The sequence below is a fragment of the Amycolatopsis sp. NPDC088138 genome (genome assembly GCF_044741685.1).
Lineage (GTDB): Bacteria > Actinomycetota > Actinomycetes > Mycobacteriales > Pseudonocardiaceae > Amycolatopsis.
In genome coordinates this window covers 285,540-297,593 of sequence record NZ_JBIUTB010000008.1, presented here as the reverse complement: position 1 = coordinate 297,593, position 12,054 = coordinate 285,540, and the positions used below count along the sequence as shown (strand labels likewise).

The window sequence follows — 12,054 nt, the reverse complement described above, 5'->3', positions numbered from 1 at the left end:
AGAGATACACTCTAGTGAAATGACCGGGAGGTCGCCGTGGAAGCTGTCGCCAACGTCGCCCAGGCCGAAGCGTGGAACGGCTGGGAAGGCGAGAACTGGGCCCGGGACTGCGAGCGCTACGACGTGCTGATGCGGGAGTTCGACGACGCCTTCTTCGACGCCGCGGGCCTCTCGGGCCAGGACCGCGTCCTCGACGTCGGCTGCGGCACGGGCCAGACCGCCCGCCGGGCGGCGCGCACGGCCGCGCGGGTCACCGGCATCGACATCTCCGGGCCGATGCTCGCCCGCGCGCGGCAGCTCACCCGGGAAGCGAACCTCACGTTCGTGCAGGGTGACGCCCAGGTGCACCCCTTCCCGGACGGCGGGTTCGACCAGGCCATCAGCCGTGGCGGGGTCCTGTTCTTCGCCGACCCGGTCGCCGCGTTCACCAACATCGCCCGCTGCCTGCGCCCCGGCGGCCGGCTGACGTTCCTCGGGCCGCGGGCGTCCCGGCCGGACGGCGCCTACGCGCGGGCGACGGCGGCCCTGAAGCCGTGGCTCCGCGAGCCGTCCCCGGCGGCGCGGGGCATGACGTCCTTGACCGACCCGGACGGCATCCGCCGCCTGCTCGGCGAAGCCGGGTTCACCGATGTGGGCGTCGAGCCGGTCGACCGCCCGATGCCGTACGGCGCGGATGCACTGGAAGCAGCCGACTTCGTGCTTTCGCAGGGCCCGGTGCGCCACAACCTCCGCGACGCCACCGCCGCCGAGATCGACCGCCTGCGCGCGGAGCTGCGGGACGGGTTCGAGCCCTTCCGGACCCCGGACGGCGTCCTGGTGCCCGGGCACGTCTGGCTGGTCACCGCCACCCGCGCGTAGCAGCGGAAAGCTCCACCGTCAACACATCAGGCGGTAACTGGCGTGTTTCCCTGGTGTCATTGGCGCCGGGCCAGTATCGGGCCCAGGACGTTGTCGGGACACCGGTTCACAGGCCACCGTGGAGATCGACTTCGGAAACCTGAGCAAGGCGGTGACCCGTGCGTTTCGATCTTCTCGGCCCCCTCGACGTCGTCCACGACGGACGTCCGGTCGTGCTGCGCGGGGCGACCCAGCGAGCCGTGCTGGCCTATCTGCTGCTGCACCACAACGAGGTCGTCGCCACGAGCGCGCTGCTCTCGGCGCTCTGGCCGGACGAGATCCCGGCGACCGCGCGGAAGATGGTGCAGAACGCCGTTTCCGGGCTGCGCACCACCCTCGCCACCGGGGGCGGGCAGGCGATGCTGCTGACCCACGCGCCGGGTTACCTGCTGCGCCTCGACGGCGACCAGGTCGACGTCGCCCGGTTCCGGCGGCTCGCCGCCGACGGGCGGGCGGCCCAGGCCGACGGCGACCCGGACCGGGCCGTCACGGCCTACCGGGAAGCCCTCGCCCTGTGGCGGGGCCGGGTGCTCGCCGACCTCGCCGAGACCGGCGTGGTGTGGCCCGAGCTGGTCGCGCTCGAGGACCAGCGGCTGGCCGTGCACGAGGACCTCTTCGGGCTGGAGCTGGACCGCGGGCGGCACCACGAGGTGCTGCCCGACCTGCGCGGGCTGGCCGAGGCCCACCCGAACCGGGAACGGCTCAACGCCCAGCTGATGACCGCGCTCTACCGCTGCGGGCGGCACGTCGACGCGCTCGAGGTCTACCGCGCGACGCGGGCCAGCCTCGCCGAGGGCCTCGGCCTGGAGCCGGGCAAGGAGCTGCGCGAGCTGGAACGCGCGATCCTCCAGCACGACGAAACCCTGCTGACGCGGCGGCCGGACCCGGTGGCCGAGCCCGAACCGGAGCCCGCGCCCGAGGTCGCACCGCCGCTGCCGTTCACCCCCGCACCCGTCACAGTCGTTCCCCGCGCGGAAACCGTGGAGAGCGAACGGAAGCCGGTCGTCGCGGTCGGCGTCGCCGTCACCTTGGACGACGATCCCGAGGACGCCGCCGAGGTCCAGGCGCGGCTGCGGGCCATCGCCGAAGAAGAGGCAGGCACCTGCCTGCCCGGCGGCCCGGTGCTGCTGGTCGTGTTCGGCCTCCCGCGCACCGGGGACGACGACGCCGTCCAGGCGGTCCGGACGGCGCTGCGGATCCGCGACCGGCTGGCCGCGGAGGGGATCACCACGCAGATCGGCGTCGACAGCGGCGACGTGCTCGTCGAGAACGCCACCGAGCCGGCCGGCCCGGTGCTGGACCGCTGCGTGCGGTCGGCGCTGTGCGCGCCGGAAGGCCGGGTGCGGGTGTCGGACGCGGTGCGCGAGGCCGCCGAACCGGTGGTGGTGCACGAGGCGGCCGAGGACTCCCCCAGCTGGTGGCACGCCGTTTCGGTGCGCCCGCGCACGGTGGCCGAGCCCGCCGACCCCGGCAGTTTCGCCGGCCGCGACCACGACCTGGACCTGCTGGGTCACTTCCTCGGTTTTGTCGAGCGCAGCGGACGTCCGCACCGGGTGACGGTGCTCGGCGAGCCCGGCATCGGCAAGACGCGGCTGCTCGCCGAGTTCGCGGAGGTGCTGGCCAAGCGCACGGAGATCCGGGTGCTGGAGGCCGGTTCGGACGTCGTCGAAGCGTTCGCGTCCGCCCCCGGCCTGCTCCCCCGCACCGCCGCACGGCTGCGGAGCGAAGGAGGACTCCGGTCCGCGGCCGCCGAGCTGACCGCGCACGGCCCGCTGGTCGTGCTGGCCGACGACCTGCACCGCGCGGGCCCGGACGAGCGGGACACGATCGGCGGCCTCGACGACGTCTGCGCCGGTCTGCCGGTGCTGGTCGTCGCGGCTGCCCGCACCGAGCTGCCGGACGGCTGGGCCACGGGCGGCACGACGCTGACCCTCGCCCCGCTGGCCGACGACGCCGTCGGAGCGCTGCTCGACACCCTGCTGCCCGGCACCACCCGCCTCGCCCGCGGCCGCCGCGAGCTGGTCGCCCGGATCGGCGGCAACCCGCGGTTCGCCCACGCGTACGCCGAGGGCGTCCACGGCCGCACGACGCCGTTCCCGGCCCTGGGCCAGGCGACGACCCAGCACCCGACACCCCCGCTGGTCCGCCGGACCCTGGCCGTCCAGCTCGACAGCCTGCCTGCGGCGGAGAAGGCGGCCCTGAAGGCGGCGAGCTTGACGGGCGACACGTTCACGGCCGAGGAGGTCGCGGCGGTCTGCGACCTGTCGCTCCCGGAAATTGAGGGGGCTTTGAGCCGGTTGGCGCGGCTCGAGGTGCTGGACCGGGAGGATGACGCGTTTGCGTTCCGCCGGGCTTCGTTGCGGGAGCTGGCCTACCAGCGGATCCCGCGGGCGACTCGCACGGCGTTGCTGCGCCGCCCGGCTGCCCGGCCGGCCCGCGTCGAAGCCCTCGCCTGACACCTTCCCCGGCCCGGGTGGCAGGAACCTCAGCTTGCCGGGCGCTGCACCTTCCGGCGCGCGTCGCTGCGCGAGCTGGCCTACCAGCGGATTCCGCGGGCGACCCGTACGGCATTGCTGCGCCGCCCGGCTGCCCGGCCGGCCCGCGTCGGAGCCCTCGCCTGACGCACCACAGCGAGAAGCCCCGGTCACCGAGGTGACCGGGGCTTTCGCGGTGCGACGCTCAGCTGGCCGGGCGCTGCATCACGTCCGACGTGTACTTCACCGAGGACGCCTCGTGCCGCGAGGTGAACGGGCACTTCCAGTCCTCCTCGGTCATGCGGCCGGCGAAATGCCGGGACGGCATCTGGTACTCGTACGTCGTGAAGCTCGGGTTGACCGAGCCGTTGTTGGTCGTCTCGCGTTTGCGGATCGCGTCCTGCATCGAGAAGAACTTGTCGCCCAGCAGCATGAACTGCATCAGCGAGTTGAACGCGATCGCCGGGCGGACGAAACGGCGGCTGGCGCGGGAGGCGCCCGGGTGCATGCCGACGACGAAGAACGAGTGGCCGGCCACGTGGAAGCCGAAGTTCGGCTCGGCCGGGTCGGACGTCGCGCCTTCGTCGAGGCCGTACGTGCGGCTGTCGATGTCGTGCATCAGCTGGAGGTGACGCCACAGCAGGCGTTCGTGCTCCTCCTCGTCCAGGATCCCGCCCGGCTCCTCGAACGTCGAGACGAACGTGCGGAAGCTCTAGTCCGACAACGTGGGCCGGATGCCGCGGGCGTACGCCAGGATGTCGCGGTAGTGGGCGCGCGCCGACGCCGGGTCGCCCAACGCCGGGTAGTGACCGTGGACGATCGAGCCCTTCTTCAGCGCCGCGCGGGCGCCCAGGCAGCTGAACTCCTTGGTCTGGATGAACTCTTCGAGCTCCGTCCGGGGATCGCTCATGACACTCCGCCTTTCCGGTGGCCTTTCCGGTGCGCGCGGGCCGGGCGCGGCAGCCAGTCGAAGGCGCGCACCGTGACCGGGCGCGCCGGGACGGCCAGCGCGGCCGCGTGACCGCTCCCGGCGTCCAGTTCCGTGATCGTCCACTCGGGACAGTCCTCGAAGGACACTTCACCGCCGGTCAGGGTGAACGACGGCCCGGGCAGTCCGGCCAGGCCACGGCCGTCGACCTTGAGGTACGCCTCTTTGCACGTCCAGTACCGGAAGAACGTCACCGGCTCGCGGACGGCGGCGGCCTCTTCGGGACGCAGGGTCCGCGCGGCCAGGCCGTCGTGGTCGACGTCGCGGACCTCCTCGACGTCCACCCCGACCCGGACGCCGGACGTCACGGCGATCAGCGCCAGCCCGCCGGAGCGCGACAGGCTGAACTCGATCCCGGACGTCCCCGCGAGCACCGGACGGTCGCCGTCGCGGGTGAAGCGCAGAGCCTCCGGCGTGTACCCGGCCAGGACGTCGCGCAGGGCGACGTGCGACGCCAGGAACCGCGCCCGCTCCTCGTCCACCGTGATCCGCGCCGCGCGGCGCAGCTCCTCGTCGGACAGCTCGCCGAGCAGGCCGTAGACGTCGGCCGAGCCCGGGGCGAGCACGCGGGACAGCGGGACTCGCCACACATGCGCGTCCAGGATCGGGCGGAGGCGTTCCCCCAGCGCGCCGGACGGCTGCTGCCAGGCCAGGGACCACTGGGTCATCGCGCCAGCCTCCGGTGGATCACGCGCAGCAGCTCCGGCACACGCTGGTCGAGGTAGAAGTGCCCGCCCGGGTAGGTGAACAGCGTCGCGTCGGTGCCGAGCTCGAGCCACGCGGCCAGCTCGTCCTCGTCGGCCCGCGGGTCGCGGTCGCCGCCGAACACGGTGAGCGGCACCGGCAGCGGCTCCCCCGGCACGTGCCGGTAAGTCTCGTTGACCGCCAGATCGGCTCGCATGAGCGGTAGAAACATCGCCAGCAGCGAAGGTTCGCGCCGAAGGACGTCCGGCAGCCCACCCAGTGCGTGCAGCTCGGCCGCCAGCCGCTGGTCGGGCAGGGCCCGCAGCGGCGGCCGGGTGTCGGGCAGCTGCGGCGCGGCCCGCCCGGAGACGAACAGGTGCCGGGGCGGGGTCGCCCCGCGCTCGACCAGCCGCCGCGTGAGCAGGTACGCCGTCAGGGCGCCGACACTGTGGCCGAAGAACGCGTAGTCCCCGGTCAGCGCGTCGCCCAGGCCGTCGAGCGCCGCGTCGACCAGCGTTTCGACGTCCTCGTACGGCGTCTCGCGGCCGCGCTCGGCCCGGCCCGGCAGCTGCACCGGCAGCACGGCGAGGCCTTCACCCGCCGCCGCGGCCCAGTCGCGGTAGACGACCGCGCTCGCCCCGGCGTGCGGGAAGCAGAACAGCCGGGTCGCGGTGCCGTCCGGGACACCGCCGGGCAGCCAGGGCCGCGCCGTGACCGGGGCGGTCACCGCAGCTCCACCGTGAGATAGGACGGCGGCGGCTGGATCTGGCTCAGGTCGGACTCGAATACCAGCCGAGAACCGTCGCGCGAGATCTCGGTGAACCCGGCGAAGGCGTACGTCACGTACATGACGCGGTTGCGCCCGGTTTCGACGAAGTCCGCGCGCAGCTTCGCGCCGTCGGCCTTGGCCAGGCCCATGATGTGGTTGAGCAGCACGGTGCCCACCCCGCGCGACATCACGCGGCAGGACATCAGCATCATCCGCAGGTGCCAGGCTTCCGTGCCGCGCTCGGCCAGCGCCAGGCCGATCTTGCCGTAGCCGCCGTACTTGTCCGAAAGGGACGCGACGAGCAGCACGTGGTCCGGCGACTGCCGCAGCTCGTCCAGCTCGTCGTAGGAGTACGTCCGCCCGGTCGAGTTGAGCTGGTTCGTGCGGACCGTCAGCTCCTCGGCGCGCTGCAGATCCTCGCGCTGGGCGCGGGCGATGGTGAACTTCATGTCCAAAGTGGACAAGAACTCCTCGCTGGTGCCTTCGTGATCCTGCTCGACCTGCTCACGGACGGCCGCCGCGCGGTACAGATCACGCCGCACGCGGGACTCGTCGGTGACGAACTTGGGCCGGAACTCCTCCGACGCCAGCTCCGAAGCCAGCTCGGCGACGTCGACGGTCTTGACGGCCGGCAGCGCGTGCGCGACCTCGGCCAGCTCGAACGGCTGGTCGTCGACGAACGCGACCGCGTCCAGGCCGATGTTGAGCGCCTTCGCGATCCGTTCCACCGAGCCGGACTTGGGGTTCCAGGTGATCTGCGGGTACAGGAAGTACTCGTCGAGCCCGGCCGCCTTCAGCCGCGCCATCGCGGCGTCGTGGTCGTTGCGGCTGGCCACCGAGTGCAGCACGCCCAGCTCGTCGAGCCGCTTGATCTCCGCGACGACCTCGGGCCGCACGGCGACCTCGCCGTCTTCGAGCAGGGTGCCGTCCCACACCGTGTTGTCCAGGTCCCAGACCACGCACTTGATCCGGCCCCGCTTCGGTTTCTCTACAACAGTTGTTTCCAAGCTGGTCATTTCGCCACCTCCCGGTACGCCTCGTCCGCGATGGTCAGCTCCTGGATCTGGGTGCTGCCCTCGATGATCTCCATGACTTTCGCGTCGCGGTACAGCCGCGCGACCGGGTAGTCCGGGCCGCAGCCGTTCGCGCCGTGGATCTGGACCGCGTCCGCGCCGGCCTTGGCCGCGGCGGTGGACGCGAAGTACTTGGCCACCCAGGTCGCCATGATCGTCGCCGGGTCGCCGGCGTCCTTGAGCCGGCCCGCCTTCTCGCACAGCAGCCGCGCGGCGTCGCGCGCGGTGACCATCTCGCTGATCTTGGCGCGGATCTGCGGCAGGTCCCGCAGCAGCCCGCCGCCGGCCGAGCGGGCCGACGAGTAGGCCGCCGACGCCGCCAGCGCGCCCCGGATGATCCCGACGGACCCGCACGCGACGCTGTAGCGCCCGAGGTCCAGCGCCCCGGTCATCACCGTGCCCGCGGCCCAGCCGGGCGGCCCGACCAGCGCGTCCGGTTCGAGCCGGACGTCGTCGAACTCGATCGTGGCCAGCATGCTGGCGCTGGTGCCGAGCATGTTGCGCACCGGCGTCACGCGGACGCCGGGGTGGTCGGCGGGCACCAGGAACGCGCTCATCCCGGTGGCCGTGCCGGCGAACACCAGCAGCAGCCCGGCGAGCTGGCCACCGGTGATCCACGTCTTGCGGCCGCGCAACGTCCAGCTGCCGTTCTCCGCGACCGCGACGGTTCCCGCAGCGGTCGAGTCGCTGCCGCTGAAGTCCGGCTCGGTCAGGCAGAACGCGCCCAGCGTCGCGCCTTCGGCCAGCGCGGGCAGCCAGCGCTCGCGCTGTTCGTCGTCACCCCAGCGCTGCACCGTCGCGGTCACCATCGTGTGCACGGTGAGCAGGCTGCGCAGCGACGAGCAGCCGCGCCCGACCTCCTCGTGCACCCGGCCGAGGGTGACCATGTCCATGCCGGCGCCGCCCGCTTCGGGCGGGAGGAACGGGGCCCACAGTCCCAGATCCGCCACCCGCCGCAGCACGTCGCCGGGGACGGCTTCGTCCCGGTCCCACGCGTCGGCGTGCGGAACGACCTCTTCGTCGACGAAGCGCCCGACCACCACGAGTTCGGGGGCTTCGGTCCGTGTCCTCGCCCTCATGACACCGCCCTCACGTCAGGCTCCGCTCAGTGGGCGGCGGCGGCCGTGCGCCGCTGCACCAGCTCGGTCATCCGCGTGACGGTGCGGAAGTTGTCCAGCTTCAGCTCCTCGTTGGGGATGCGCGTGGCGAACGCCTTCTCGATGAACATGACCAGCTCCATCGCGAAGAGGGAGTTCACGAACCCGAGGGCGAAGATGTCCTGCTCGTCGGTGAACGACAGGCCGGGGAACTTCGCCCCGATGAAGGTGCGGATCTCGCCGCGGACGTCCTGCGACATGGTGGCTGCCTCTCTCGTGTGCGTAGGGGGTCGGCTGCGGCGTTCAGCCGCTGTAGCTGTAGAAGCCCTTGCCGCTCTTGCGGCCGTGCAACCCGGCCGACGTCATCTGCTTGAGCAGCGGGCAGGGGCGGTACTTGCTGTCGTTGTACTCGTCGTAGAGCACCTCGACGCTGTAGAGGATCGTGTCGACGCCGATCAGGTCCGCGGTTTCCAGCGGGCCCATCGGGTGGCCGAAGCAGCTGCGGAACACCTCGTCGACGGTGGCCGCGTCGGCGACACCTTCGTGCACCAGGAAAGCGGCCTCGTTGACGGTGAGCATGAGCACGCGGTTGGAGACGAACCCGGAGGCGTCGTTGACCGGGATCGGCTTCTTGCCCATCGACTCCAGCAGCGTCCGCACGATGTCCTTTGTGGACTCGCTCGTGTGGTAGCCGGGGATGAACTCGCACGCCGGCTTCATCGGCACCGGGTTCATGAAGTGCACGCCCATCACCTTGTCCGGGCGCGAGGTGAGCGCGGCGACCTTGGTGATCGGGATGGCCGAGGTGTTGACGACGAACACGGTGTCGGCCTTGCAGGCCTCGTCGAGCTTCGGGTACAGGCGGGACTTCAGGTCCCAGTTCTCGGTGATGTTCTCGATCACGACCTCGGTCTCGGCCAGCAGCTCCAGCTCGGTGCCGGTGGTGATCCGGGCGAGCACGGCGGCCGCGTCGATCTCCGGGCCGCCGAGCATCCGGCTCATCCGGCACTCGAGCTCGATACGGTCGCGGGCGTCGGCCAGCTTGCCCGGGTCGACGTCGACGAGCACGGCTTCGTGCCCGCTGGTGGCGAGGTTCTGCGCGACCCCAGTGCCCATCACACCGGCGCCGACGACTCCGACGATGCTCATCGATTCTCCTTGGCTTCACTCGTGGTCAGGTCCAGCACGCCGTCGAGACGCCCGTGTTCGGCCCGCACGGCCGCGGCGTCGGAACCGAACACGACGGTCGCGCCCAGTTCCGCACCCAGCCGGGTGGCCAGGTCCCGGGCGGTGACGTCCAGGTCACCCTCGACCAGGTAGACCGGCTTTCCGGCGTCCCGGGCGCCCAGGGCGACGTCCGAACGTGCTTCCGTCGGCTCGATCCAGTAGCGCTCGCGCTGGAACGGGTAGCCCGGCAACGTCGTCTTCCGCGGGTCACGGCCGGCGTGGTAGGCACGCCAGTCGATCGCCACGCCGGACAGCCAGGCCCGGCCGAGCGCTTCGGTGAGCACCTCCGTGTCCGGTCGCGGGTCGGCCTCCCCGGGCAGGGTCGGCACCAGCAGCGGCCACGACGCCTGCGGGAAGCCGGGGTGACCGCGGAACATCGAGCCGAGCGACTGCCCGGCTCCCAGCTCCAGCAGCACGGTATCCGGCGAATCGCTGGCCAAGTGCTCGATCATCGCGGCGAACCGGACGGGCCGGCACATGTGCTCGGCCCAGTAACCGGGGTCCTTGAGCTGCTTCGCGGTGATCGGCGCGCCGGTGACGTTCGACAGGTACGGGACGTCCGGTTCGCGTGGAGTCAGGTGCTGCCGCGCCCACGCGGTCAGCTCGGCGGCGACCGGGCGCAGCGCGCGGGAGTGGAACGCGTGCGTGGTGCGCAGCGGCCGGGCCGGGACGCCGTGCTCGGCGAGCGCCGCGGCCAGCTTCTCGACACCGTCGGCGGGGCCGGACACGACGATCATCCGCGGCCCGTTGAGCGCGGCGACGTCGACGCCGAACGCCGTCACGTCACCGACCTTCGCGGCGAGTTCGTCGGCGCCGAGCGGGATCGCGGCCATCGCGCCCTGCGGCAGCTTCTCGATCAGCTTCGCCCGGGTCGCGACCAGCGCGGTGGCTTCTTCGAGCGTCAGGGCGCCCACGAGGGCGGCGGCGGCGAACTCGCCGACGCTGTACCCGGCGAGCACCGCGGGTTCGACACCCCAGGCGCGCAGCAGACGGCCGAGGGCATAGCCGAGGGTGAACACCGCGGGCTGGGTGACGGCCGGGCCCGCGTCCTCGTTGTCGGTCGCGCGGCCGAGCAGGCGGGCCAGGTCGCCGCCGTCGGACCCGCGCGCGCCGAGCAGGCTCGACGTCGGGTCGGTACCGAGGTGCTGGCGGAACAGCGCGGCGCACTCGTCGATCGCGGCCTTGAACTCCGGCTCGCTGTCGTAGAGGCCGCCCGCCATGCCGCGGTACTGCTCCCCCACTCCGGCGAGCAGGAACGCCGCCTTCCTCGAGTGCGTGTCCGCTTCGGCGACCACTCGCGTCTCGGACCCGAAGGCTTCGGCGGCGTCGTCCACTGAGGACACGACGGTCATCCGCCGGTGCTCGAACGCCTTGCGCCCGGCGTGCAGGGTGTAGGCGACGTCGGCCAGGTCCGTCCACTCGGGACGGTCCGCGGCCAGCCGCCCGGTCATGGCGTCGGCCGCCTCGGGTGTCCGCGCGGACCAGGCCAGCAGCTGGTGCGGCCGGGCGGCGGGCCGTGACGGGTGGTTCTCCGGCGCCTCTTCGATGACGACGTGGGCGTCGGTGCCGCCGAAGCCATACGCGCTGACGCCGGCCAGCCGGGGGCGGTCACCGCGCGGCCAGTCGGCCAGGGTCTCCTGCACGACCAGCTTGTCGCCGCTGTGCGCGAGCTGCGGGTTGGGTTTCTCGAAGTTGACCGCGGGCGGCAGTTTCTCGTGGTGCAGTGCGAGAGCGGCCTTGATGAACCGGGCGATGCCGCCGGCCTGGTTGATGTGGCCGAGGTTCGCGTCGATCGAACCGAGGGTGACCCGCTCGACGCCGTCGACGTCGAAGATCTTCTGCAGCGCGGAGATCTCGGCGACGTCGCCGAACGGAGTGCCCAAAGTGGACACTTCGACGTGGTCGATTTCGGCCGGGTCGACGTCGGCGGCGGCCAGGGCCTCGGCGACGACGGCGGCCTGGCCGGGCACCCCCGGCAGGTTGAACGCCTGGCGCGCGCGGTTGCCCTCGTGGTGGATGGCCCAGCCGCGGACCACGGCGTACACGCGGTCGCCGTCGGCGAGAGCGTCCTCCAGGCGGCGCATGACGACCACGCCGAGGCCGTTGCCGGGGACCTTGCCGTTGGCGCCGGCGTCGAGGATGCGGTTGATGCCGTCGGGGGCGAACCGGCTGCCCTCGCGGTAGAGGTACCCCGGTTCTTGCGGCACCACCACGGACACCGCTCCCGCGACGACCAGGTCGGACTCTCCGGTGAGCAGGCTCGAGCAGCCCTGGGCGACCGCGGCGAGCGCGGTCGAGCTGCAGCTCTGCACGCTCACCGACGGCCCGGTCAGGTCGAGCGCGTACGACAGCCGCGACGCGATCAGGTCCTTCTCGTTCTGCAGGATCAGCTGGTCCGGGCCGGCGGTCAGGGCCGTGACGTCGTTCTGCAGCAGGTTCGACAGCAGGTACGTGCTCGGCGCGCCGCCGGCGAACACCCCGGCGAGGCCCTCGATGCGGTCCGGGTCGACACCCGCGTCTTCGAGCGCGTGCCAGGCGTTTTCGAGGAACAGCCGGTGCTGCGGGTCGAGCAGCTCGGCGTCGGCGCGGTTGTAGCCGAAGAAGTCGGCGTCGAAGCGGTCGATGCCGGGCAGCAGGCCGGCCGCGGCGACGAACGCGGGGTCGTCGGCGACTTGGGGGGCGACCCCCGTGGCGAGCAGCTCGTCGCGGGTCATCCGGGTGATGCCGTCGCGGCCGGCGCACAGGTCGGCCCAGAACTTGCCGATGTCGGGCGCGCCGGGGAAGTTCCCGGCCATGCCGACGATCGCGATGTCGTCGCCGGTGTCCCGTGATTGCGTGGTCATGG

The 12,054-nt window shown here is 72.3% G+C and carries 9 protein-coding genes and 1 pseudogene; 2 read left to right on the top strand and 8 right to left on the bottom strand.

What is annotated here, in order from left to right:
* Positions 1 to 36 precede the first annotated feature (36 nt).
* Together ACIOD2_RS42125 and ACIOD2_RS42120 are read left to right on the top strand one after the other, a co-directional pair.
* Positions 37 to 858: a class I SAM-dependent methyltransferase gene (locus tag ACIOD2_RS42125; protein WP_400550982.1), complete on the top strand. Its 822-nt coding sequence runs from the start codon at positions 37 to 39 to the stop codon at positions 856 to 858.
* Positions 859 to 1,016: 158 nt separating this feature from the next.
* Positions 1,017 to 3,353, top strand: a complete 2,337-nt coding sequence (locus tag ACIOD2_RS42120) for a BTAD domain-containing putative transcriptional regulator (RefSeq protein ID WP_400550981.1) — start codon at positions 1,017 to 1,019, stop codon at positions 3,351 to 3,353.
* Between the two features lie 223 nt (positions 3,354 to 3,576).
* Here ACIOD2_RS42120 and gntA read toward each other — a convergent pair.
* From gntA to ACIOD2_RS42080, 8 genes and pseudogenes are all read right to left on the bottom strand, one after another.
* Positions 3,577 to 4,281, bottom strand: a pseudogene (gene gntA / locus ACIOD2_RS42115) (guanitoxin biosynthesis heme-dependent pre-guanitoxin N-hydroxylase GntA).
* Complete coding sequence (locus ACIOD2_RS42110) at positions 4,278 to 5,027, bottom strand: 4'-phosphopantetheinyl transferase family protein (RefSeq protein WP_400550980.1); 750 nt, start codon at positions 5,025 to 5,027, stop codon at positions 4,278 to 4,280. Before ACIOD2_RS42110 ends, gntA begins: the two are co-directional and overlap by 4 nt.
* Positions 5,024 to 5,770: a thioesterase II family protein gene (locus ACIOD2_RS42105; protein ID WP_400550979.1), complete on the bottom strand. Its 747-nt coding sequence runs from the start codon at positions 5,768 to 5,770 to the stop codon at positions 5,024 to 5,026. Before ACIOD2_RS42105 ends, ACIOD2_RS42110 begins: the two co-directional genes overlap by 4 nt.
* Positions 5,767 to 6,828: an HAD-IIIC family phosphatase gene (locus ACIOD2_RS42100; protein ID WP_400550978.1), complete on the bottom strand. Its 1,062-nt coding sequence runs from the start codon at positions 6,826 to 6,828 to the stop codon at positions 5,767 to 5,769. Before ACIOD2_RS42100 ends, ACIOD2_RS42105 begins: the two co-directional genes overlap by 4 nt.
* A complete protein-coding gene (locus ACIOD2_RS42095) occupies positions 6,825 to 7,964 on the bottom strand; it encodes an acyl-CoA dehydrogenase family protein (RefSeq protein ID WP_400550977.1) in 1,140 nt (379 codons plus the stop codon). Before ACIOD2_RS42095 ends, ACIOD2_RS42100 begins: the two co-directional genes overlap by 4 nt.
* Before the next feature lie 26 nt (positions 7,965 to 7,990).
* Complete coding sequence (locus tag ACIOD2_RS42090) at positions 7,991 to 8,242, bottom strand: acyl carrier protein (protein WP_323337128.1); 252 nt, start codon at positions 8,240 to 8,242, stop codon at positions 7,991 to 7,993.
* 43 nt (positions 8,243 to 8,285) lie between these two features.
* Positions 8,286 to 9,131 (bottom strand): 3-hydroxyacyl-CoA dehydrogenase NAD-binding domain-containing protein, encoded by an 846-nt coding sequence (locus ACIOD2_RS42085; RefSeq protein WP_323337130.1) that lies wholly within the window; start codon positions 9,129 to 9,131, stop codon positions 8,286 to 8,288.
* Positions 9,128 to 12,052 carry a type I polyketide synthase gene (locus ACIOD2_RS42080; RefSeq protein WP_400550976.1) on the bottom strand — a complete coding sequence of 975 codons (2,925 nt, stop codon included), beginning with the start codon at positions 12,050 to 12,052 and terminating at the stop codon, positions 9,128 to 9,130. The genes ACIOD2_RS42085 and ACIOD2_RS42080 overlap by 4 nt, the downstream gene beginning before the upstream one ends.
* Positions 12,053 to 12,054 lie beyond the last annotated feature (2 nt).

Bases quoted from the DNA above. Each gene is read 5' to 3' on its own strand.
- ACIOD2_RS42110 (WP_400550980.1), bottom strand. From the start codon at position 5,027: ATGACCCAGTGGTCCCTGGCCTGGCAGCAGCCGTCCGGCGCGCTGGGG.
- ACIOD2_RS42100 (WP_400550978.1), bottom strand. From the start codon at position 6,828: ATGACCAGCTTGGAAACAACTGTTGTAGAGAAACCGAAGCGGGGCCGG.
- ACIOD2_RS42095 (WP_400550977.1), bottom strand. From the start codon at position 7,964: ATGAGGGCGAGGACACGGACCGAAGCCCCCGAACTCGTGGTGGTCGGG.
- ACIOD2_RS42090 (WP_323337128.1), bottom strand. From the start codon at position 8,242: ATGTCGCAGGACGTCCGCGGCGAGATCCGCACCTTCATCGGGGCGAAG.
- ACIOD2_RS42085 (WP_323337130.1), bottom strand. From the start codon at position 9,131: ATGAGCATCGTCGGAGTCGTCGGCGCCGGTGTGATGGGCACTGGGGTC.
- ACIOD2_RS42080 (WP_400550976.1), bottom strand. From the start codon at position 12,052: ATGACCACGCAATCACGGGACACCGGCGACGACATCGCGATCGTCGGC.